This window comes from Stenotrophomonas sp. YAU14D1_LEIMI4_1, from assembly GCF_003086815.1.
In the GTDB taxonomy this organism is placed as follows: domain Bacteria; phylum Pseudomonadota; class Gammaproteobacteria; order Xanthomonadales; family Xanthomonadaceae; genus Stenotrophomonas.
In genome coordinates this window covers 3,157,782-3,180,710 of record NZ_CP025997.1, presented here as the reverse complement: position 1 = coordinate 3,180,710, position 22,929 = coordinate 3,157,782, and the positions used below count along the sequence as shown (strand labels likewise).

The following is a 22,929-nucleotide window of genomic DNA, read 5'->3' as shown; positions in this document are numbered from 1 at the left end:
ACCATGCGGCGAACCGCCGGAGCAGTACGCAACACCTCGTTGTGCCCCACGCCACTGATCGTGGCACTGCTGGCAGCGCTGGCGGCAGTGCCCACCGTACAGGCGCAGTCGGCCGCGCAGGACCAGGACGCGACCACGCTGGAGCAGGTGCAGGTCACCGGCATCCGCGAATCCATGCAGAGTTCGATCAACAAGAAGCGCGACGACACGGTCATTGCCGATGTGCTGTCGGCCGATGACATCGGCGATCTGCCGGCGCCGTCGTTGGCCGATGCCATCGAAACCCTGACCGGCGCCGCGTCCACCCGTGACAAGACCGGCGCTTCTGAAATTTCGATCCGCGGCCTCGGCGCGTTCCTCAGCAGCACCAATTTCAACGGTCGCGAGATCACCAACGGCAGTGGCGATCGTTCGGTGAACTTCAACATGTTCCCGGCCGAGCTGGTCAACACGGTGGCCATCTACAAGACCCAGCGTGCGGACATCATCGAGGGCGGCGTGGCCGGCACCATCGGCCTGGAAACTGTACGTCCGCTGGAATACGGCAAGCGTGCGGCGCAGATCGACCTGCGCGGCAGCTGGGCCGAGTATGACAAGAAGTACCGCGACGACGATGGCATCGGCTACCGCGGCACCGCCAGTTACATCGATCAGTTCGAGTTCGGCGATGGGCAGAAGCTGGGCATCTCGCTGGGCTTCCAGCGGCTGGACGGCACCGACCCGGAAGAAAGCATCACCAGCGGCTCCACCTGGTACGCCTGCAACGGCGCGCAGAACGTGGCCAACGCCAACTGCAACGAAGTAAGCGCGCAGGCCATCGCCAACGGGGCGCCGTACTACCTGGTGCCCAGCAGCCGCATCTACCGCTTGAAACAGGAACGCAACGACCGCCAGAGCGAGTTCGCCGCGATCCAGTGGCGGCCCAACGATGTGGTCGAGCTGAACGTGGACTTCGAGCATACCGACCGCAACTGGTATGAAAACCGCAGCGACCTGAGCCTGTCCAACGCCCGCCGCGGCATCACCCAGCGCGAGGTGGACGAGAACGGCATCGTGCGCCATCTGCACGGCAGCACCTCCATCGATTCCACGTCCAACCGCTACTGGCGCGGCGAGGAGTACACCGGTGGCGGCCTGAACCTGATCCTGCGGCCCAGCCCGGCGTGGGAACTGACCACCGATCTTTCCTATTCGCACACCAACCGCCTGGACAGCGAGCGCATGACCCGCCTGCGCGCCAACCAGCGCGACGTCAACAACGCCGTGGTGCCCGGCATCAGCAGCGGTGCCACCGGCTACGTGGACTACGACTGGGATTGGCACGGCGAGGTGCCCAGCATCGCGCTGGCGCCCAACTTCGATGTGAGCAACTGGGATGCGTATTCGGGCGCGGCGCGGGTGACCTCCAGCGCCACCGAGAACGATCACAAGATCAAGGCCGGCCGCTTCGATAGCAGCTTCACGCCCGAGTCGGGCTTCTTCACCCGCATCAAGGGCGGGCTGCGCGCCAGCCAGGCCGACTACCGCCTGCGCGACAACACCCTGGTGACCGACTACGACCAGCGCGTGGCCGCCGACAAGGCGAAGATCATCGCGGCGAACAAGGCGTGCCGTGCGCCGTTCCCGCAGGACGACTTCATGGACGCCTCCAGCGGCAACACGATCTCGTCCTGGGCGTACTTCGATCCGGACTGCCTGTACCAGTCGTTCCGTGGCAGCCTGGCCAGCGGCCTCGATCCGGATTTCCAGGATCCCAACAACGTCGATGTCACTGAAAAGACCCGCGCGCTGTACCTGATGGGTGAATTCAGCAGCACCCTGCTGGGCCTGCCGGTCAGCGGCAACGTCGGCCTGCGCTGGGTGAAGACCGATGTGCGTTCCGAAGGCGTGCGCACCGATCTTGTGGTGCTGGACAACGGCGATGGCACAATCCGCCTGCAGCCCACCGGCAACTACACCACCCAGGTCTTCAAGGCTGGCAATGACAAGCTGCTGCCCAGCCTGAATGCCGCCTTCGAACTGCAGCCGGACCTGCTGCTGCGGGTGGGCGCCTACCGGGCGATGTCGCGTCCGGATATCGCCGCGCTGGGGGCAGGGCGCACCATCAATGTCAGCAGCGATGCCACCTACGGCGACCTGGCCGACGCGCTGGATGACATCAGTGCCAGCGGCAACCCGGCCGCGCAGCCGTTGATGTCCTGGAACGGCGATCTGTCGCTGGAGTGGTACCCGAACCCGGACACGATGCTGGCCGGTGCGGTGTACTGGAAGCAGTTCAACGGCGGCACCGCCACCGCGCTGGTGCCGGAAACCTACACGCTCAATGGGCAGACGGTGACCGTGCCGGTGCGCCAGCAGGTCACCACCGATGAGGACAGCACGCTGACCGGCTTCGAGCTGACCGCGACCCACCGCCTGTCCTATCTGCCCAAGCCGTTCGACGGGCTGGGCTTCAAGGTCAGCTACAACTACGCCGATGCCGACTACCAGACCCAGGATTCGCGGTTGGGCGAGCAGATGGCTGCCGATGGCAGCATCATTCCCGCCATCGTGCCGCCGGCCGGGCTGAGCGGTTTCTCGCGGCACGTGCTGTCCGGCTCCATCTACTGGGACGTCGGCCGCTTCAACATCCAGGCCATCGGCAAGTTCCGCTCGCACTACTACCAGGATTTCACCGGCAACACCGCGCAGCAGAACCGCTACTACGATGACAACACCAGCGTGGACCTGCGCATGCGCTACCGGGTCAGCAAACAGCTGTCGCTGTCGTTGGAGCTGATGAACCTGACCAACGAACCGCGCGTGGCCTACCAGCCGCTTTACGGCAACTTCCGTGAAGTGGTGAGCTACGGGCGACGCGCGTATTTCGGTGTACGATACAAGTTCTGAACAGGGCGGCGCGGCCACAGGTCGCGCCGTCGCTCCAACCGGACCCGCACCGCGCACGGTGGCCCGGGACGGGCCCGGAGGGAACCGCCAAGGGTCAGCCGCATGTCCGCCAACCGTCTCTACCAGACCATCGCCGCCAAGCTCCGCTCGTTGATCGAGGGCGGTGAATTCCCGCCGGGTTCGCGCCTGCCGGGCGAGCGTGAGCTGGCCGAGCGTTTCGGCGTCAGCCGGGTGACCATCCGCGAAGCCGAGATCGCCCTGGAAGCGCAGGGGTGGATCGCCATCCGCATCGGTTCGGGCGTCTACGTGAAGCCGCGTCCGGCCCAGGCCAGCGGCGGCCTGCCCGATGTCAGTGCTTTCGACCTTACCGCCGCGCGTGCCGTGTTCGAGGCCGAAGCGGCGGCGCTGGCGGCCGGCAACATTGATGAAGCGGGCATCGCCGAACTGCAGGTCCTGGCCGAAGCGCTGTGCCGGCGCGACCTGACCGATGCCGAGGCGGGCGACTTCGATCGCCGTTTCCACCTGACCATCGCGCGCCTGTCCGGGAATCCGGTGGTCGAATATTTCGTGCAGCAGATCTGGCGCATGCGCAGCGAGCTGCCGCGGGTGACCGAAGTCTACGCGCGGGTCTGCCATGACGACGGCGCCAGCCGTGCCGACGAACACATGGCCATTTTCGAAGCACTGCGCAGCCGCGATCCGGTGGCCGCCCGCAATGCCATGCGCCACCACTTCCAGCGCCTGTTCGAGGCGATGCTGGCAGCGACCGAAAGCCAGGCCCTGGAAGAAATCCGCCGCCGCACCCAGCAGGACCGCGAACGGTTCCTGGCCACCACCCGCATCTGAGGGGTTTCCAGCCAACGGCGCAGCCCCTCGTGGGTTGGCCGGCGGTGGATTCGACTGGCATTGCGAGCTGGGTCGGGCGGGTTGGGTTCGCGGGGGACGCCGTGAATCCATCCCTGGAGGCTTGGCCGCGGCATCCATGCCGCGGACACCCCCGCGAACCCAACCCGCCCGACCCCTGACAGTTTCCGTGCGCGTCCAGCCCACGGAAAAGAAATAAAGAGCAAAAAGCAAAAGCGCTCGCCCGGGGTCGGAGCCCTTTCCGCTCTTGCCCTTGCCCTTGCCTTTGCCCGCCGTCACCGGTGAACCCGGAAGGGTGGGGCGGTGTGGGGTGGCGGGACCGCAGGCGCCATGGATGGCGCCTACGAGCCCCATGGACGGGTTTACGGCGTGTCCCACCACCCCACACCGCCCCGCCCAAGCCGAATCAACCCAGAGCCGCAGTGCCCTGGCTCTGGCTTTGCGCTCTGCGCTCTGGCATGTAGAAAGCGCCGCCGGCCGCAGGCCGGCCCAACTCACACCACCCCCCGCTGCGCTGCGGCACGCCTGCCGCCGACCGATCTGGGATAATGCGCGTTCTTGTTTCCTCTGCTGCCGGACCCGGTCATGACCCAGAAGACGCTGCTCAACGATACCCACCGCGCCCTCGGCGCCAAGATGGTCGATTTCGGGGGTTGGGACATGCCCATCCACTACGGCTCGCAGCTGGACGAACACCACCTGGTGCGTCGCCAAGCCGGCGTGTTCGACGTCAGCCACATGACCGTGGTCGACCTGCACGGCGAGCAGGTCAAGCCGTTCCTGCGCCGCCTGCTGGCCAACTCCATCGACAAGCTGAAGGTGCCCGGCAAGGCCCTGTACTCGTGCATGCTCAATGCCCGCGGCGGCGTCATCGACGACCTGATCGTGTACTACCTGGCCGACGACTTCTTCCGCATGGTGGTCAACGCCTCCACCCGCGAAAAGGATCTGGCCTGGCTGCGCGAACAGGCCGCACCGTTCGGCGTGAGCGTGGAGCAGCGCCCGGACCTGGCCATTCTGGCCGTGCAGGGCCCGCAGGCCCGCGACAGCGTCGCTGGCCTGGTCGGCGGCGCCGACCGCGAGGCGCTGGCCAAGCTGACCCGTTTCGCCGCCCTGCAGGTCAAGGCCGACGATGGCGTTGACCTGTTCGTTGCCCGCACCGGCTACACCGGCGAGGACGGCTTCGAGATCCTGCTGCCGCAGGACGCGGTGGTCGCGTTCTGGAACCGCCTGATCGACGCCGGGGTGAAGCCGGCCGGCCTGGGCGCGCGTGACACGCTGCGTCTGGAAGCGGGCATGAACCTCTACGGCCAGGACATGGACGAGGAGATCAGCCCGTATGAAGCCGCGTTGGCCTGGACCGTGTCGCTGGACGAAGGCCGCGACTTCATCGGCCGTGATGTGCTGGAGGCGCAGAAGGCCGCCGGCACCGCGCGCCAGATGATCGGCCTGGTGATGGACGAGAAGGGCGTGCTGCGCCACGGCCAGGCGGTGACCACCGCCAGCGGCCAGGGCGAGATCCTGTCCGGCACCTTCTCGCCCAGCCTGGCCAAGGGCATCGCGTTTGCCCGCGTGCCAGCAGGCGAACTGGGCCAGGTGACCGTGGACATCCGCGGCCGCCAGGTACCGGTGCGCGTGGTCAAGTTCCCGTTCGTGCGCGAAGGCCAGGCCCAACCGGGCGTGCTTGCCGACGCGTGATGCGAACGTGCCGGTCGTCACTGACAGCAGTGGCGGCCGGTTGGTTACACTAGCCCCGTTCTTTCCACACCCCTGTATTCCTGGAGCAGTTCCATGAGCGAGATCCCCGGCGACCTCAAGTTCCTCAAGTCCCACGAGTGGGCCCGCGTCGAAGGCAATGGCCGCGTTACCGTTGGTATTTCCGACCACGCCCAGGGCCTGCTGGGTGACCTGGTCTATGTCGAACTGCCCGACGTCGGCGCCGACGCCAAGGCGGGCGAGCAGATCGCCGTGGTCGAATCGGTGAAGGCGGCTTCGGACGTCTACAGCCCGATCAGCGGCAAGGTGGTCGAGGTCAACTCGGCGCTGGCCGACAAGCCGGAAACCATCAACGAAGATGCCTACGGCGAAGGCTGGATGTTCGTGGTCGAGCTGTCCAATGCCGAAGAGCTCAACGAGCTGCTGGATCCGGACGCCTACGCCGAAGCACTGGAAGACGAGGACCACTGAGTCCTGGTTTCCGGCGAACACCAGCGGCCACCTTCGGGTGGCCGTTTTCGTTTCTGCACCCGCGTCGGCCAGGACCGAAGGTGCGTGTGCCGGGTGCGCGTGGCGGCCATCGCTGCGCGCGAACGATGCGTTCGGGCTTGCGCAGTTTTGCGCAAATCCGTGTTTCGGCACCCGCGGAACTGCACCCGGATGTGAAAAGTTTTTGCCCCCGTTGCGGGTCCGTTTGGAGAGCGGCTGCCGCCATCGTGCGGTAGCGACGACAACCGCGCGTGCATCCTGCGTCAGTCACTGCCTATCAACGCAGAGTGCTTATTTCAAGTGTTTTTTATTCAACGTGTTGGTCGGCACGTGCGCCGTCGCACCGCGTTGCAGTGCTCGAACGGGCGCGCGGCGGGAGCTGCCGGGCCCGCAGCGGGCGCGCCGCCAAGGCGCCGCGATGTGAAAATTTTTCGCGGGGGTTGTTGACAGTAAAAAAAACCGTGATTAGGTTTCGCCTCAGCAGACCTTGCCTGCCCAACCGAGTGCGCCGAATCAATCGTCCGATGCGAAGCAATCCCTCCAAGACCACCGCGATCCTCAAGACGGTGGACAGGGCCCTGCTTCCCCCGGAGAAACGCACGGCACTTTCCTTTCCGATGTCCGTCCCGCCGACCGGGGCCGACATTGCCGCATCCGTAACGGCGCGCCTGACGCGCCGGCGGTCCCCGCACGCAGCATCGGCGGGTTTGATCCACCTGGGCGTTTCAACTCCCTATCACTGACGAGGAGCCATCCCATGGCAACCAAGAAAGCTGCGAAAAAGAAGCCCGCCGCCAAGAAAGCGGTGAAGAAGGTCGCGAAGAAGGCCGCTGCCAAGAAGGCAGTGAAGAAGGTCGCGAAGAAGGCAACGGCAAAGAAGGCGGTGAAGAAGGTCGCCAAGAAGGTCGCCAAGAAGACCACTGCGAAGAAGGCAGTGAAGAAGGCGGCGAAGAAGGTAGCCAAGAAGCCGGCGAAGAAGACCGCGAAGAAGGCCGTCAAGAAGGTCGCCAAGAAGGCAGTGAAGAAGACTGCCAAGAAGGCTGCCAAGAAGACCACCGCCCGTAAGCCGGCCAAGAAGGTCGCCAAGAAGGCAGTGAAGAAGGCCGTCAAGAAGACTGCCAAGAAGGCCACCAAGAAGGCTGCCCCGAAGAAGGCAGCGAAGAAGGTTGCCAAGCGCAAGCCGGCCGCTCGCAAGAAGAAGGCCGCTCCGGTCGCTCTGCCGGCCACCCCGGCACCGCTGATCTAAGTTCCATCCCGATCGCCGTACCCTGAAACCCCTTCCCTGTTGCCCAGCAGGGAAGGGGTTTTTTTATGCCCGCGCCCACCGCCTCGCCCTTGTAGAGTCGAGCTTGCTCGACTGCTCCACCGCCCTTGTAGAGTCGAGCTTGCTCGACTGCTTGGCTGGTCAGTCGAGCAAGCTCGACTCTACGAAGCCCGAGCAGTCGAGCAAGCTCGACTCTACGAAGCCCGAGCAGTCGAGCAAGCTCGACTCTACGGAAGCAAAAAGGGCGACCCGCAGGCCGCCCTTTCCAGGTTCACCGGCGTGTGCCCGATCAGCGCGGCGAAGCCACCGCGCGGTTGCTCGAAGCACCCTTGCCCTTGCGCTTGTCCTGCGCCGGAGCAGCACCGTCGGCCATCAGGCTGTCACTGCCGAAGTCGGTATCTACGTCCAGCCAGCGCTGTGCGGGCAGGCCCAGTGCCGAATCGAGCACCGTCGGCAGCAGGCCGCTGGGCAGGCTGCTTTCGCCATTCCACATGATCGCAATGCCCAGGTCGCGTTCGGGTACCAGCGCCACCAGGCCGCGGTAGCCCTGCACGGCGCCAGCATGGAACACCACGTCGTGGCCGGCGTAATCGAACGTGCGCCAGCCCAGCGCGTAGCCGGCCGAATGCAGGCGCTCGCGGCGCCAGCCCGAACGCATCTCGCCCGGGGTGTTGATCAGGCTCGAATGCAGGGTGGCCAGCAGCGGTGCCGGCAGTACGTCGGGGCGGTGGCCGGTGTGGGCCAGCAGCCACTGCGCCATGTCGCTGGCGCTGGCGTTCACGCCTGCCGCCGGCGCGACGCGGTAGTAGGTCGGCTTCGGAGTCAGCGACACCCAGCCGTTGCGGCTGCGCACGTGCGGACGCGCCCAGCGCGAGCTGGCCTGGATGCCGGCCAGGCCCATGCTGGCATCGTTCATGCCCAGCGGCTTGAAGATGCGCCGTTCCACGGACTGTTCATAGAAGCTGCCCGACGCGGCATAGACCACGTCACCGATCAGGCTGAAGGCCACGTTCTGGTACGCGTAGCAGTCACCCGGCAGGCACTTCAGGCTGGTGTTGGCCAGCTTCTGGGTCAGCGTGTAGTACTCGGCGTTGCCTTCGATGTCGCGGTCGTAGGCGTTGTACGGCAGGCCCACGCGATGGCTCAGTACGTCGGCCACGGTCAGGCGGTCGGTGGCTTCGGGCGAATTGAGCCGGAAGCCGGGCACGTAATCGGTCACCTTGCTGTCCCAGCGCAGCGTGCCATCGTTCACCAGCAGGCCGGCCATGGTGCCGGCGAAGGCCTTGGACAGCGATGCCAGGCGGAAAACGGTGTGGGCATCGACCGGCAGCGGGTTGTTGACATCGGTCACGCCATAACCGCGCGCGCTGATGACCCGGCCGCCCTGCACGATGGCCACGGCCATGCCCGGCACGCGCTCGCCGTAGGTCAGCTGCTGCGCCATCGATTCGATGTTGGCCACGTTGAACCCGGCCGCCGGCAACTGCACCTGCGGCACCAGCCCGGTGCGGTAAGCGGCCGGCTGGGTGTGGGCCACGCTGTGGGATTCGATGTTGGCCGGCAGCGGCGGCAGCGGCGGCGGCGTCTGCGCGGTGGTGGACAAGGCAACGGGCATGAGCATGCCCAGCAAACCAGTGGTCGCCGATCGGATCGGACGACGCAGGCTGTTCTTTTTCATCGAGGTGACCCGTGCGCGACTGCTGGGGTCGATTCTAGCGCCGCTTTTCGCCTGTGCACAAACAAAGCGAAGATGAATGCGCATCTCGTTGAAAAAGTTGGATTTTTGACGCTTGCATCGCGCGCTGCGGCGCGCCCTGGCAAGGCGGCTGCAACGCTCGGTTCTGCCGGCCGTGCAGCACCCGGCTGGCGATGTTGCAGTGCATTGGCTAACGTACGCGCTTCATCGCCCCGGAGTCTGCCATGCTGCTGTCCAACCGCCGTTCGCAGGCGAGGGGAACCGCGTGAGCGCGGCAGGCAACAGCGGTGCACTGCGTGGGCTGTTCACGGCCCTGCGCGAATCGCCGGCGCTGTGGTGGTCGTTCCTGTACTTCTTCTGCCTGCTCAGCGGCTATTACGTGCTGCGCCCGGTGCGCGAGGCGATGGCCGCCTCGGCCGATCTGGAAACGGTGTTCCCGCCGCTGCTGATCAGCTGGTTCGCCAGCCATGGCATCGCCCTGAAGGACTTCGTCCTGCAGTTCCTGTTCACCTGCGTGTTCCTGATCATGCTGGTGCTGCAGCCGGTCTATGGCTGGCTGGTCAGCCGTTTTCCGCGCCGGGTGTTCCTGCCGGTGGTGTACGGCTTCTTCATCGTCACCCTGCTGGGCTTCTACGCGCTGTTCGACAGTGGCGTGCCGGGGCGGGGCATGGCCTTCTTCCTGTGGGTGATGGTGTTCAACCTGTTCGCGGTGGCGGTGTTCTGGAGCTTCATGGCCGATGTGTTCAGCAACGCCCAGGCGCGCGCCTGGTACGGCTACATCGGCGCGGCCGGCACCGTGGGCGCGTTCCTGGGGCCGATCATCACCAGTGCGCTGGCCCAGCGGGTAGGCATCGCCAACCTGATGCTGGTGTCGGCCGGGTTCCTGGTGGTCTGCCTGTTCTGCATCTGGCGGCTGCGTCACTGGGCGGTGCTGCGTGAGCGCGAACAGCAGCTGGTGTCGGGTGAACAGCCGATGGGCGGCAGCGTGCTGGATGGCCTGAAGTTGATCGTGCGCGAACCGCTGCTGCGCTGGCTGGCGGTGCTGGTGGTGTTCGGCGTGGGCGTGGGCACCCTGCTGTACAACCAGCAGGCCAGCATCGTGCGCGCCGCCTTCACCGATCCGGCGGCCAGCACGGCGTTCTTCTCGCGCATCGACCTGGCCGTCAACGCGCTGACCCTGCTGCTGCAGCTCAGCCTGACCCGCTGGCTGCTGTCACGCCACGGCATTGCGCCGGCGCTGCTGATTCCCGCATTCGCCATCCTGATCGGGTTCTCGGTGCTGGCCGCCTCGCCACTGCCGATGATGGTGGCGGTGGTGCAGGTGATGACCCGCGCCAGCGAGTTCTCGCTGTTCAAGCCCGCGCGCGAGACGATCTACACCCGCGTGGACCGCCAGTGGCGCTACAAGGCCGGCGCGGCCATCGACACCGTGGTGTACCGCGGCGCCGACCTCAGCTTCACCTGGGTGCACAAGGCGCTGTCGCTGTTCGGTTCGCACGTGGTATTCGTGGGCGGCATCCTGGCAGCGGCGTGCATGACCGCTGCCGCGTTCGGCGTGCTGCGCGAAGAGAAGAAGCTGCCGCGCGACCGCTGAGCCGCGCGGGGTCGGATCCCTCTCCCACGGAGAGGGCTCTGACCCCATCACCCCATCCATCCATCCAAGGAATCGCCCATGTACTGGATCGCACTCGCCCTGACTCTTCTGGTCGCCCTGCTGCACGTCTACTTCCTGGTGTTGGAAATGTTCCTGTGGACCCGTCCGCTGGGCCTGAAGACGTTCCGCAACACGCCGGAGAAGGCCGAGATCACCCGCGTGCTGGCGGCCAACCAGGGGCTGTACAACGGCTTCCTGGCTGCCGGGCTGTTCTGGGGCCTGTTCGACCACCTGCCGATGCTGGTGAATTTCTCGCTGGGCTGCGTGATCGTGGCCGGTTGCTACGGCGCCTGGAGCGTGAACAAGCGGATCTTCTTCATCCAGGCACTGCCGGCGGTGCTGGCCGCCGTGGCATGGTGGTTCGTGCCGGCGTAATCGCTTGGTAGAGTCGAGCTTGCTCGACTGCTTTTCGGGCACCGCAGTCGAGCAAGCTCGACTCTACGGGGGCGGTGCACAAAAAAACGGCGGGCCGAAGCCCGCCGTTTTCATGTCCGCGTCTTCCAGGCGATCACGCGGCCTGCGAATGCGGGTCCTTGTGCTGGCGGTCGTAGTAGCTGGCTGCACGCAGTTCGTGGGTGTCGAAGTCGTCCACGGTGATGGTGTCCAGGGTCAGCGTACGCAGTTCTTCCAGCAGGCTGCGCTCGTCCTGGGTGATCACGCCTTCGGCTACGGCCTCGTCCAGCTGCGCCTTGAAGTCGAGCGCCTCGATGCCCTTGCTCTTCAGCGCCTTCAGGAACTTTCGCTCCACCGGCTCGGCCATGATCGCCTTGCTCAGGTAGCTGTTGATGCGACCGCCCGGGTTGTTCTCGCACGGGGTCAGGAACACGCCACTGGCCAGACGGTCGCGGGCTTCGTTGGGGGCCATCAGCAGGGCGGCCACGCGGCGGCTCAGGCGATCGCCCGGGGCTTCGGCACGACGGCCCAGCGGGAAGATCAGCGCCCACATCAGCCAGCCGATCGGACGGATCGGGAAGTTGCGCAGGGCCGCCGACAGCGACTCTTCGATCTTGTGCACGCTGTCATGGAAGGCCCAGGCCAGCAGCGGCTGGTCGGCCTGCGGTGCGCCTTCGTCGTGGTAACGCTTGAGCATGGCGCTGGTCATGTAGACATGGCTCAGCACGTCGCCCAGGCGGCCGGACAGCGATTCCTTGAACTTCAGCTTGCCGCCGAGGGTCATCATCGAGATGTCGGCCATCAGCGCCAGGTTGGCCGAGTAACGGTCCAGCTTGCGGAAGTAGCGGCGGGTGTAGGCGTCGCCCGGGGCGGCACCGAAGCGCGCGCCGGTCAGGCCGAACCAGAACGAACGCACCGCATTGGAAATGCCGTAGCGGATGTGGCCGAACAGGCTGCGGTCGAAGTCCTGCAGACCGGCGCGGGTGTCCGGATCCTGTGCGGCCTTCATTTCCTTCAGCACCCACGGGTGGCAGAGGATCGCACCCTGGCCGAAGATCAGCAGGCTGCGGGTCATGATGTTGGCGCCTTCCACGGTGATCGCGATCGGCGCGGCCTGCCAGCTGCGGCCGGCGAAGTTGCGCGGCCCCAGGATGATGCCCTTGCCGCCAATCACGTCCATCATGTCCGAAATCACTTCGCGGCTCATGTTGGTGCAGTGGTACTTGGCGATGGCCGACGGCACCGACGGCACGTCGCCACGATCCACCGCGGCAGCGGTGGCCTGCGACAGCGCGCTGATCTTGTAGGCCTTGCCGCCGATGCGGGCCAGCGCTTCTTCCACGCCTTCGAAGCGGCCGACCGACAGGCCGAACTGCTTGCGGATGCGGGCGTACGCACCGGTAACGGCCGCACCGGCCTTGGCGCCGCCGCTGGCGGTGGAGGGCAGGGTGATCGAGCGGCCCACGGCCAGGCACTCGTTGAGCATGTTCCAGCCCTTGCCGGCCATGGCCGCACCACCAATCAGCTGGGTGAGCGGAATGAACACGTCCTTGCCCTTGATCGGACCGTTCTGGAAGGTCGAGTTCAGCGGGAAGTGGCGACGGCCGATCTCAACACCGGCGGTGTCGCGCGGCAGCAGGCCCAGAGTGATGCCGATATCGCGGGTATCGCCGATCAGACCGTCCGGGTCGTACATGCGGAACGCCAGGCCGATCAGCGAAGCGACCGGGGCCAGGGTGATGTAGCGCTTGTCGAAGGTCAGCTTGACGCCCAGCACCTGCTCGCCGTTCCACTCGCCCTTGCAGACGATGCCGTAGTCGGGAATCGAGGTGGCGTCGGAGCCGGCGAACGGACCGGTCAGGCCGAAGCAGGGCACTTCGCGGCCATCGGCCAGGCGCGGCAGGTACTGGTCCTTCTGTTCCTGGGTGCCGTAGTGCACCAGCAGTTCACCCGGGCCCAGCGAGTTCGGCACGCCCACGGTGGAGCTGACCACCGAAGACACCGAGGCCAGCTTCTGGATCACCTTGTGGTGGGCCAGCGCGGAGAAGCCCAGGCCGCCGTATTCCTTCGGAATGATCATGCCGAAGAACTTGTTCTTCTTGATGAAGGCCCACAGTTCTGGCGGCAGGTCAGCGTGGACGTGGGTGATTTCCCAGTCGTTGACCATGGTGCACAGCTCTTCCACCGGGCCATCCAGGAAGGCCTGTTCTTCGGCGGTCAGCTGCGGCTTGGGGTAGTTCAGCAGGATGTTCCAGTCCGGATCACCGGTGAACAGCTCGCCCTCGAAACCGACCGAACCGGTTTCCAGCGCGATGCGCTCGGTCTGCGACAGCGGCGGCAGCACCTTGCGGAACACCTTCATCATCGGGCCGGTCAGCAGCGGCTTGCGGATGAACGGCAGCAGCAGCGGCACGGCAATCACGGCCAGCACGGCGGCGGCCACGATCGTGGCGGTCTGGTTCACGTAGGGCACGAACCAGCAGATGGCCAGCAGGGCCACGCTGATCAGCGTCCAGGTAACCAGGCGCATGCGGTGGTAGGCGACGAACGCGCCTGCCAGCAGCAGGGCGAGGAAGGGAAGAACGATGCTCATGAGCGTGCTCCGGTGACGTGCTCGTTTGTGGCGGACGAAGCCGCAGCATCCGCTGCGGGCAACACGTCCAGATAGTCCAACACAGTAGCGGTAAAGGCGTCGTTGTCATCACCGGCGACCATGTGCGTGGCCTGCGGCAACTGTACGTGGCGCGCGTGCGGCGCCAATGCCAGGAATTCGGCCACGGTCTGCGGCGTGACCAGGTCGCTGCGGCCGCCACTGACCAGCAGCAGCGGGCACTTCACCTGGCGCGCGGCCTCGGCCAGGGCGCCCTGGTGCTGTTCGCTGTCGCGGGCCAGCTCGGCCACCAGGCGCGGGTCCCAGTGCCAGCGCCAGCGGCCGTGGCCATCCTCGCGCAGCAGCGCCTGCAGGGATGCTTCGGATTTGCGCGGGCGGTGCGGCAGGTAGGCGGAAATCACATCGGCTGCATGCGCCAGCGAGGTGAAGCCATCGGGGTGGGCGGTCATGAAGGCCAGGATGCGTTCCACCCCAGCGGTGTCCCAGCGCGGGGTGATGTCCACCAGCACCATGGCCGAAAACAGGCCCGGCCAGCGCGCTTCGGCCAGCAGGCCGAACAGGCCGCCCATGGAGGCGGCCACCAGCACCGGCGGTCGCGGTTGTTCGCCGGCCAGCACGATCAGGTCATCGGCAAACTGCTCGCCGTGGTAGGGCAGGTCGGCCGCATTCCAGTCCGAATCGCCATGGCCGCGCGCATCGTAGGCCAGGGTCTGCAGGCCGGCGGCGGACAGTGCGCGGGCGGTGGCATTCCAGGCGTGCCGGGTCTGGCCGAAGCCGTGCGCGAACAGCACGCGGCCGCGTCGCCCGGCCTGGTTGGCCGTGGCGGCCAGGCGCGCGCCGTGAGCCGCTTCCAGGCGCAGATCAGTGAACACAGCGGCAGCAACAGGGGTAACCATACTTGATAGTATGGATGGGCCGTCGAGGAAGTCAATACTGCCCGGTATGGTGCGCTGCAGAAGCCGCCCCCCAAGGGTCATGACGGTTTCCAGCGCAACGGCATACTGCAACGAACCCCGGCGTATGGTTAAATCAGCCCATGAATCAACCTGACACTTCCGCCGGCGAACCGCGCGCCGGCCGCAACAGCCGCCTGAGTGCCGAAGACTGGGCCCAGGCCGCCCTCGACCTGATTGCTGAACAAGGGGTAGGTGCCGTCGCGGTGGAGCCGCTGGCTCGCCGCCTGGGTGTCACCAAGGGCAGTTTCTACTGGCACTTCCCCTCGCGCGATGCGCTGCTGCAGGCCGCGCTGGAACGCTGGGAACTGTTCGAGCAGGAGCAGGTGTTCGGCAGCCTGGAAGACGTGCCCGACCCGCGCGCGCGCCTGCGCCAGTTGTTCCAGATGGTGGCCCATGAGGTGCAGCCGCACATCATCTACAGCGAGCTGCTGAAGGCGCTGGACCATCCGATGGTGCGACCGGTGATCGATCGCGTATCGCAGCGTCGCTTGGACTACCTGATCGCCTCGTTCCGCCAGGCAGGACTGAGTTCCACCGATGCCCGCCACCGTGCGCGGCTGGCGTATGCGGCCTATGTCGGTTTCCTGCAGTTGTCGTTGCAGCTGCAGCAGCCCAAGCAGGCACGCGAAGATTTCGAAGCCTATGTCGAACACCTGATCGAGACGTTGATTCCCAACGGTTGATCCTGGAACGGACCACAGGTGCTGGCCAAGGGCCGTGGCATTGCCACGGCCTTTTTCGTTGCGCGCTGTGCGGAACAGAAGCAGAAACAGAAACAGAAACGGGGCCCCGAAGGGCCCCGTCCTGGTGTTTTACGCTACGAACAGGCCTCGATCAGAAGCGCTGACGGTACTCCATGTACATGTAGCGCCCCGGGGTGTCGTACTGGTAATCGAAGGAGTTGGCGAAGGCCTGGGTGGCCACCGGCGGTTCCTTCTCGAACACGTTGTTCACGCCCACCGACACGGTACCGTTCCACGGCAGGTTGTAGCGCAGCTGCAGGTCGTGGTAGGTGGTCGAAGCCAGGTGGTTGCGCGGATCAACTGCGCCGCCGCGGCCGATGCGGTCCGGGTTGCTGCACAGGTTGGCCACGTCCGGGTAGGCGCAGTCTTCTTCCAGGCCCGAGAAGTAACGCACGGTCCAGCTGGCGCCGAAGTCACCGTAGGTCCAGGTGGTGCTCAGGTTCGAACGGATGCGCCAGGTCGGTGCGCTCTGCGAGTACAGGCCCACTTCCGACGGATCCCAATCCGATTCCGGGGTCGCCTTGGTGCGGTACTTGCTCATGTAGACGCTGTCCCACACGAAGGAGAACGAACCGAAGCGGGTATCCGGCAGCTGGTAGCGCATGGTCAGGTCGTAGCCTTCCACTTCCAGCTCACCCAGGTTCTGCAGCGAGCGTGCGAAGTAGGTGATATCGCCCAGCGCGTTGCGGGTGATGCCCGAGTTGGCCACCACGTCGCACCAGCCGCTGTTACCTTCAACGTAGCACTGGTTCAGCATGTAGCCCACGGTCGGGCGGCTGATCACGTCCTTGATGTTGATCTTCCACCAGTCCAGCGACACGTCGAAGCCGGACACGAAGCTCGGGCTGAACACGATGCCCAGGCTCTTGGAGGTCGAGGTTTCCGGCTTCAGGCCTTCGTTGGAGGTCCACTCGAACGGATAGGCGGTCTGGCTGTTGTAGCCATCACGCTGGGTGTAGGCCGGCGAGATGCCGGCTGCAGCGCAGCGCTGGGCCACGGCAGCGGTGCCGATGTACGGGCTGTCGCTCGAGCAGGGATCGCCGTAGGTGTCGTAGGACTGGCTGGCGCCGCCGAACAGGTTGGAGATCGACGGAGCGCGGAAGCCCTCGGCCCAGTTACCACGAACCATCACGTCTTCGATCGGCTTCCACTTGAAACCGAACTTGCTGTTGATGGTGTCACCGAAGTTGCTGTAGTCCGAACGGCGGGTGGCGGCGCTGAATTCCAGCGACTTGGCACCCGGCAGGTCCTTCAGCAGCGGCACGGCCAGTTCCAGGTAGACGTCGGTCAGATCGTACGAACCGGAGGTCGGCTGGCGGGCGTTGCCCGAGCTGAGGCCGGCCGAGACGAAGGCGTCCGGCATGTCGTAGCCCGATTCCTTGCGCCGTTCGACACCAGCGGCGAAGCCCATCATGCCGCCCGGCAGTTCGACGATGTCGCCGGACAGGTTGGCGGTGAACGACTTGGACTTGTTCTGGTACTTGTCCTTGGCGTTGAACAGGATGTAGTCCAGCTGGTCCTGCGGCATGTTGCCGGCGCTGCTGAACGGGTTGAACGGCACGCAGCCAGCAATGACGGCGCCCGGGGCACCGCACTTGACCACGCCATCGGTATCCATGAACGACGCGCCGGTGGCGGCGTACAGGTTACCCATGTTGACGTCGCCGATCTGGGTGTCGATCTGGTCGGACACGTTGTAGCTGGCGCCCGCATCCCAGTTGAAGTAGCGGCCAGCTGCTTCGAACGAGCCTTCCAGACCACCGTACCAATGGAAGGTCTTGACGTCCTGTTCGTAGAAGCGGTCCTGCTCGACCAGGCGGCGGTTCCAGTTCAGTTCGCGCGCGTTGGCAGTGCCGTTGGTCGGGTTGTAGTAGCTGTCTGCCGACAGGCCCTGGTCACCGCCCAGGTAGCTGCCCGCGCTCAGCGGGTAACCGGCCAGCTGCTGGGCCGAGGTGCGCTGGTTGTACAGGGCATCGGTACGCAGGGCGATCGAATCGGTCAGGTCGTAACGGCCCTGGATGTAGATCGACTTGCGTTCCTGCGGGGTGCGCAGGTAGTTGTCGGCGGCGTAGTTATAGCGGTCGGCGTTGGTGAACGAGTGATAGTTGGCCAGGTTGCGGCCATCTGCATCAGCATTCACAACGCGACGCACCAGACCGGCGCGGTCGGCGGTGGCATCGTCGTCGCTGCCAGCCAGGGTGCTCCACGCATCGTAGTCGTCGGTGCCGACGCCATCGATGGTCATGTCCCAGAAGCCGCCCGAAGCGGTCTGGCCGCTGTACTGCGATGCGCCCAGGCTGTAGACCGGGTCAGCCGAGATCTTGCGCGCGCCGGCCATCACGGCCTTTTCCTTCACGTAGCTCGCGCCGAACACCAGGCTGCTGCGGTCGTTGCTGCTGCCCAGGGTCAGGTCCAGGGCCTGGCGTTCGCCGTCACCCTTGCTGAACTGGCCGTAGTAGACGTGTGCTTCGCCACCGTTGAAGTTGTCGCGGGTGATGATGTTGACCACACCGGCGATCGCGTCCGAACCGTAGATCGACGAGGCGCCGTCCTTCAGGACTTCAATGCGCTCGACGATGGCGGTCGGGATGGTGTTCAGGTCGACGGTACCGTCCAGGGCCTGCACCCAGCGACGGCCATTGACCAGCACCAGGGTGCGCTGCGAACCCAGGTTGCGCAGGTCGACGCCGGCCGAGCCGTCGCCACCGTTGTTGAACTGGGTATTGATCGCGGCACCGTTGGTGGCGATCTGCTGCAGTACTTCGGCCACGTTGGTGCGGCCGGTCTGCTGGATCGCTTCGCGGCTCAGGGTCAGGACAGGCTGCTGGGTTTCCAGATCAACCGAACGGATGCGCGAACCGGTGACCTGGATGCGATCCAGATTGGTTGCACCGGTCGCCTCCTGGGCGTGGGCGGTCGCGACGGAAGCACCGGCGACCAGCGCGATGACAACCGCATCGCGCAGCTTGTTGGACTTGAAATTCATTGGCTCTCTCTCTCCAAGGAAATCTTGGCTGGGGTAGTGCCTGGCGACGGGGCCCAAAGTGGGCTCCAAAAACGCAAGGCTGAACCGATAGTAACGAGCCTCGCTGGAAAATTAAAGGTGTGTTAATTCATGTCTCACTTTTCACGAATATCCAGCAAAACCCTTTAATTTCAATGGCCTGAAATTTAACTGCGCAGTGGCTGGCGGTTTATGGCACGTGGCGGGGGCGTAAAAAGTTTCAGTTGATGCATGTCGCGGCGTGTCGTTGTGTAACCGTTGTGCCCGGCAGAGGCGCCATCTGACGCGCGCGGAAACAAAAAAGGCGCCCCGAGGCGCCCTTGTTGCGACATGGCCGGTTCACCGGCCAGAGGTGGGATCAGAGATCCTGTTCGTAGCGCACGTACGGCACGGTGCCGTCGTCGTTGCTCTCGTTGCGCGGGGAGAACGGATTCTTGCCGCGGCTGATGACGTTTTCCGCGCCGACGGTCAGCTGGCCCGACCACGGGGTGCGCCATGTCAGGCCGATGCCCAGGCCTTCCCACTTGCCCGGCTTGCCGGGCACATCGACCACGCGGCCGATGATGCTGCCGCTGAAATTGCCGTAGCCGGCGCCCAGGCTCAGGCTCTTGCTGTCCCAGCGGTCGACGATGGCCGGTGCGGCGTCGGCCAGCGGCACCAGGCGCGCCTTGGCGTAGGTGCCGGCAATGGAGACGAAGCCCTCGCGACCGATGTTGCGCTGTGCAAACACGGTCAGATCGTTCTGCTCGGCGCGCAGCGCAGGGGTCTTGTTCGGCGAAGCCAGCCACGCCGGCAGGGTTTCACGACCGGTACCGGCGGTGATGCCCAGGCGGTTGCTGCCTCGGTTGAGTGCGGCGGTACCGGTGAAGCGGCGGTTGTTGGCACCGATCGCGTCATCTTCATCGCCCAGGCTGGCCAGCATGCAGTGGCTGGCCAGACCGCTGATGCTGGTGCCGCTGCTGCTGTTGCACAGCAGGCCCAGCGAGTCGCCCGAGGACAGACCGAAAGCGGCATCAAGCGAATTGCGACCGAAGTGCCAGCGAGCGCCAGCGGCCTGTTCGCCGGTGGGCTCCAGGTACAGCAGGGCTTCGACCTTGCCGCTGCCCTTGTTCCACACCGGAATGACGGTGCGGGTGTCCTTGCTCTGCGCATGCGCGCCCGTGATCGCGCCAAGGGCGATCAGCAGGGCCAGCGGTAGACGCAGGAAGGTACGCATCGGACCAGTTCAGACAGGGGCGGACGACGAAAGTTCCCGCTGGGGCGGGAACTCGATCCTAGGGTGTTTATGAATTCTTAACAAGCCTTGATCCTCCCCAGAACACAAGACCTGTCTGTTTTACTGAAGCCGTTCAGGCGCCGGTGCATTCCCCTCGGCACCGTGGAACAGTATGCCGAACTCCGTCAACGGAAAGTGATACTCCTGTCCGCAGAATTCGCATCGCACTTCCACCGCGCCGGTGTCCTCGGCGGCCGCACGGGCTTCTTCTTCACCCAGCGATTCGAGCATGGAGGCGACCCGCTCGCGCGAGCAGGAGCAGGCGAAGGACAGCGGCTTGTCCCCTACCAGCACCGGCTTTTCCTCGTGGAACAGGCGGTGCAGCAGGTCTTCGGCCGGGGTGGCCAGCAGCTCGGCCTTGCCTAGGGTCTCGAACAGCGCGCTGGTGCGCACCCAGCCATCATCGTCGCCCTCGTCGCCGGGCAGCTTCTGCAGCAGCAGGCCGCTGGCGCCGTCGCGGTCGGCGGCCAGCAGCAGGCGGGTCGGCAGCTGTTCGGACTGCTGGAAGTAGTCCTCGAAAGCTTCGTCCAGCTCGGCCGCGCTCAGGCCGACCAGGCTCTGGTAACGCTGCGGCTCGCGCGGGTCCAGGCCCGGGTTCTCGATGGTGATGGCCAGCAGCGCGCCCTCGCCCAGGGTAGACAGGTCACGCGGGGCATCGCCGCCGTCGGCCAGCTGGGCAATGCCGCGCAGGGTGCCGGCGGCGGTGCATTCGGCGAACAGGGCGCGCAGGGCGGTATTGCTGCGCAGCTGGATCGACAGACGGCCATCAACCTTGGTATGGCCGGTGAACAGGGCCGAGGCGACGCTGGCCTGGCCCAGCAGTTCGGCGGCGTTGTCCGGGTAGACCGCGTGCGACAGGATCTTCTGCCAGGTGGCGTGCAGGCGCACGTGGACACCGCGGACGCCGGCGTCGGGCAGCAGGAAGCGGATCAGGGAATCGGATTGGGCGGTCATCGGCTCACATCGCGCGGAAACAGGGGCGGTTGCCGGATAATGCGCCGACAACCAGATAGAAGAAGGATGCACCAGTAATGGGGGCAGGGGGAGAGCAGGACAAGGTGGCGGCCGCCCCGGTCGCGCAGCGCCGGCGCTGGCGCTGGCGGCAGCTGCTATGGCTGCCGGTGCTGTTTGTGGCGTTCAGCTGCCTGCAGGTGCTGGTGCTGCGCTTCATCGATCCGCCGCTGTCCGCGGTGATGCTGTGGCGCTATGGCGAAGCCCTGGGCCAGGCTGACTGGTCCTACCGGCTGCATTACCAGTGGCGCGACCTGGACGACATGGCCCCCAGCCTGCCCATTTCGCTGGTGGCCGCCGAAGACCAGCGCTTCCCCGACCACAATGGCTTCGACCTGCAGGCCATCGAGAAGGCGCGTGACCACAACGCGCGCGGTGGTCGCCTGCGCGGCGCCAGCACGATCAGCCAGCAGGTGGCCAAGAACCTGTTCCTGTGGCAGGGCCGCAGCTGGGTGCGCAAGGGCTTGGAGGTCTGGTACACGGTGCTGATCGAAGCGTTCTGGCCCAAGCAGCGCATCCTGGAGATGTACGCCAACATTGCCGAGTTCGGTGACGGCGTCTATGGCGCGCAGGCGGCGGCGCAGACCTTCTGGCGCAAGGATGCCGCGCGCCTCAGCCCGGCCGAGAGCGCGCGCCTGGCGGCGGTGTTGCCGGCGCCGCGCCGTTACAACGCGGCCAAGCCCGGGCCGTACGTGCAGCGGCGAGCGGCGTGGATCCAGCGCCAGGCACGGCAGCTGGGCGGCGCGGGATATCTGCAGGAGTAGGGCAGCGGCGGGCCGCAGGCGTGCCTGCGACGTACAATCCGGGCATGAATCGTGACCGCCTGACGTTCGTCATTGCCGCCCACAACGAAGCGCTGGCGCTGCCGCAGCTGCATCCGCGCCTGTGCGCGGTGCTCGATGGCCTGGCCGATATCGACGGCCACGTGCTGTATGTGGACGACGGCAGCAGCGATGAGACCTGGGCGGTGATCTGCGGTCTGGCCGCCATGGATGCGCGGGTGTCGGCCCTGCGCCTGTCGCGCAACTTCGGCAAGGAAGCGGCGCTGACTGCCGGCCTGGACCAGGTGCGCGAAGGTGCCGCCATGATCCTGGACGCCGATGGCCAGGACCCGCCAGAACTGGTGCCGCAGTTCGTCGCGCGCTGGCGCGAAGGCTTCGACAATGTCTATGGCACCCGTCTGGTGCGTGACGGTGAAAGCTGGAGCAAGCGGACCACGGCGGCGCTGTTCTACCGCGTGATCGGGCGCCTGTCGCCCACGCCGATTCCGGCCGACACCGGTGATTTCCGTCTGCTGTCGCCCCGCGCGCTTTCGGCGCTGCGTGAGCTGCGGGAGCGCCATCGGTTCATGAAGGGGCTTTTCAGCTGGGTCGGGTTCCGGCGCGTGGCGGTGCCCTACCACCGGCATGCGCGCCTGGCCGGCAACAGCAAGTTCAGCCTCTGGCGCTTGTGGAATTTCGCGCTGGAAGGCATCACCGGCTTTTCCACGGTGCCGCTGCGTGCGGCCACTTACCTGGGGCTGGCGACGGCGGCGGTAGCCTTTGTGTTCGGCCTGTGGGTGATCGTGAAGGCGGCCCTCTACGGCGACCGTGTGGCTGGCTGGCCGACGATGATGGCGGTGATCCTGTTTCTGGGCGGGGTGCAGTTGATCGCCCTGGGGCTGATCGGCGAGTACCTGGGCCGGCTGTACGAAGAGTCCAAGCAGCGGCCGCTGTACCTGGTTGACGCGTGGTTGGCACCGGGCGTGGCAGAATCGGCCCTGCAACCCACCCTGGGAGGGCAGGCAGATGACGTCGGTACGGCAACTGTTGGACGGCAAGTCCCCTGAAGTGCACGCGGTCGCCCCTGGCGCCGCGGTGATCGATGCGATCCGGCTGATGGCCGAAAAGGGCATCGGTGCGGTGCTGGTGATGGACGGCCCGCGCCTGGTCGGCATCCTTTCCGAGCGCGACTACGCACGCAAGATCGTGCTGCGCGACCGCTCCTCGCGTGACACCGCCGTTGCGGAAATCATGACCGCGCAGGTGGTGACTGTGGCACCGGGAGAGCAGGTGGAGCATTGCCTGCAGCTGGTGACCGATTACCGTATCCGCCATCTGCCGGTGGTGGAAGGCGGGCAGGTGCTGGGGGTGATTTCCATCGGCGATCTGGTGAAGTCGGTGATCGATGCGCAGCGGCGCGAGCTGGATCATCTGCAGCAGTACATCGTGGCCGGGTAGTTTTTTCGCTGGCGGGCTTGCAGCCCGCCGGCCCGCTTTTGAGAAGCCAGAGCCAGAGCCAGAGCGCAAGAGCAGCGCCTTCCTGATGCGTGGGGAGGCGGAGGGCATGGCCGTGCAGGACACGCGGTAAATACGTCCATGTAG

At 65.8% G+C, this 22,929-nt stretch carries 17 protein-coding genes; 11 read left to right on the top strand and 6 right to left on the bottom strand.

Translation table 11 applies throughout. The annotated features are described in order from the left end of the window. The first annotated feature begins 3 nt into the window (after positions 1–3). From C1932_RS14805 to C1932_RS19950, 5 genes are all read left to right on the top strand, one after another. Positions 4–2,889 (top strand): TonB-dependent receptor, encoded by a 2,886-nt coding sequence (locus C1932_RS14805; RefSeq protein WP_108762674.1) that lies wholly within the window; start codon positions 4–6, stop codon positions 2,887–2,889. A 102-nt stretch (positions 2,890–2,991) separates the two neighbouring features. Continuing rightward, positions 2,992–3,735: a FadR/GntR family transcriptional regulator gene (locus C1932_RS14800; protein ID WP_108753879.1), complete on the top strand. Its 744-nt coding sequence runs from the start codon at positions 2,992–2,994 to the stop codon at positions 3,733–3,735. A 603-nt stretch (positions 3,736–4,338) separates the two neighbouring features. Further along, entirely contained in the window at positions 4,339–5,451 is a 1,113-nt protein-coding gene (gene gcvT, locus C1932_RS14795) for a glycine cleavage system aminomethyltransferase GcvT (protein WP_108762673.1), read from the top strand. Between the two features lie 93 nt (positions 5,452–5,544). Continuing rightward, positions 5,545–5,940, top strand: coding sequence for a glycine cleavage system protein GcvH (gene gcvH, locus C1932_RS14790; RefSeq protein ID WP_108756933.1), 396 nt, complete (start codon positions 5,545–5,547; stop codon positions 5,938–5,940). Positions 5,941–6,445: 505 nt separating this feature from the next. Then, the gene (locus C1932_RS19950; protein WP_199911967.1) at positions 6,446–7,204 is read left to right on the top strand and encodes a histone; all 759 of its coding nucleotides are present in this window, start codon (positions 6,446–6,448) and stop codon (positions 7,202–7,204) included. Between the two features lie 307 nt (positions 7,205–7,511). Here C1932_RS19950 and C1932_RS14780 read toward each other — a convergent pair whose 3' ends face one another. After that, complete coding sequence (locus C1932_RS14780; protein WP_108762671.1) at positions 7,512–8,900, bottom strand: serine hydrolase domain-containing protein; 1,389 nt, start codon at positions 8,898–8,900, stop codon at positions 7,512–7,514. Between the two features lie 283 nt (positions 8,901–9,183). Between C1932_RS14780 and C1932_RS14775 the strand changes: the two genes are divergently transcribed. Both C1932_RS14775 and C1932_RS14770 read left to right on the top strand, forming a co-directional pair. Next, positions 9,184–10,512, top strand: coding sequence for an MFS transporter (locus C1932_RS14775; protein ID WP_108762670.1), 1,329 nt, complete (start codon positions 9,184–9,186; stop codon positions 10,510–10,512). Between the two features lie 78 nt (positions 10,513–10,590). Then, positions 10,591–10,947, top strand: a complete 357-nt coding sequence (locus C1932_RS14770; protein WP_108750793.1) for a DUF1304 domain-containing protein — start codon at positions 10,591–10,593, stop codon at positions 10,945–10,947. 133 nt (positions 10,948–11,080) lie between these two features. Here C1932_RS14770 and C1932_RS14765 read toward each other — a convergent pair whose 3' ends face one another. Together C1932_RS14765 and C1932_RS14760 are read right to left on the bottom strand one after the other, a co-directional pair. Then, entirely contained in the window at positions 11,081–13,558 is a 2,478-nt protein-coding gene (locus C1932_RS14765) for an acyl-CoA dehydrogenase (protein ID WP_108756929.1), read from the bottom strand. Continuing rightward, positions 13,555–14,472, bottom strand: coding sequence for an alpha/beta hydrolase (locus C1932_RS14760; RefSeq protein ID WP_108762669.1), 918 nt, complete (start codon positions 14,470–14,472; stop codon positions 13,555–13,557). The genes C1932_RS14765 and C1932_RS14760 overlap by 4 nt, the downstream gene beginning before the upstream one ends. Before the next feature lie 140 nt (positions 14,473–14,612). Here C1932_RS14760 and C1932_RS14755 point away from each other — a divergent pair, with 140 nt between their 5' ends. Next, complete coding sequence (locus C1932_RS14755) at positions 14,613–15,215, top strand: TetR/AcrR family transcriptional regulator (RefSeq protein ID WP_108762668.1); 603 nt, start codon at positions 14,613–14,615, stop codon at positions 15,213–15,215. 151 nt (positions 15,216–15,366) lie between these two features. Here C1932_RS14755 and C1932_RS14750 read toward each other — a convergent pair whose 3' ends face one another. From C1932_RS14750 to C1932_RS14740, 3 genes are all read right to left on the bottom strand, one after another. Beyond that, positions 15,367–18,261 carry a TonB-dependent receptor gene (locus C1932_RS14750; protein WP_108762667.1) on the bottom strand — a complete coding sequence of 965 codons (2,895 nt, stop codon included), beginning with the start codon at positions 18,259–18,261 and terminating at the stop codon, positions 15,367–15,369. Positions 18,262–18,637: 376 nt separating this feature from the next. Next, positions 18,638–19,495: a hypothetical protein gene (locus C1932_RS14745; protein ID WP_108753870.1), complete on the bottom strand. Its 858-nt coding sequence runs from the start codon at positions 19,493–19,495 to the stop codon at positions 18,638–18,640. Between the two features lie 120 nt (positions 19,496–19,615). Then, entirely contained in the window at positions 19,616–20,509 is an 894-nt protein-coding gene (locus C1932_RS14740) for an Hsp33 family molecular chaperone HslO (RefSeq protein WP_108762666.1), read from the bottom strand. A 77-nt stretch (positions 20,510–20,586) separates the two neighbouring features. Here C1932_RS14740 and mtgA point away from each other — a divergent pair, with 77 nt between their 5' ends. Genes mtgA through C1932_RS14725 form a run of 3 tightly spaced genes read left to right on the top strand, consistent with a single transcriptional unit; the run spans position 20,587 to position 22,785 of the window. Then, on the top strand, positions 20,587–21,330 hold the full coding sequence (gene mtgA, locus C1932_RS14735) for a monofunctional biosynthetic peptidoglycan transglycosylase (protein ID WP_108762665.1): 744 nt from the start codon (positions 20,587–20,589) through the stop codon (positions 21,328–21,330). A gap of 44 nt (positions 21,331–21,374) precedes the next feature. Then, a complete protein-coding gene (locus tag C1932_RS14730; RefSeq protein ID WP_108762664.1) occupies positions 21,375–22,394 on the top strand; it encodes a glycosyltransferase family 2 protein in 1,020 nt (339 codons plus the stop codon). Then, positions 22,354–22,785, top strand: a complete 432-nt coding sequence (locus C1932_RS14725; protein ID WP_108753866.1) for a CBS domain-containing protein — start codon at positions 22,354–22,356, stop codon at positions 22,783–22,785. Before C1932_RS14730 ends, C1932_RS14725 begins: the two co-directional genes overlap by 41 nt. The last annotated feature ends 144 nt before the right edge of the window (positions 22,786–22,929 follow it).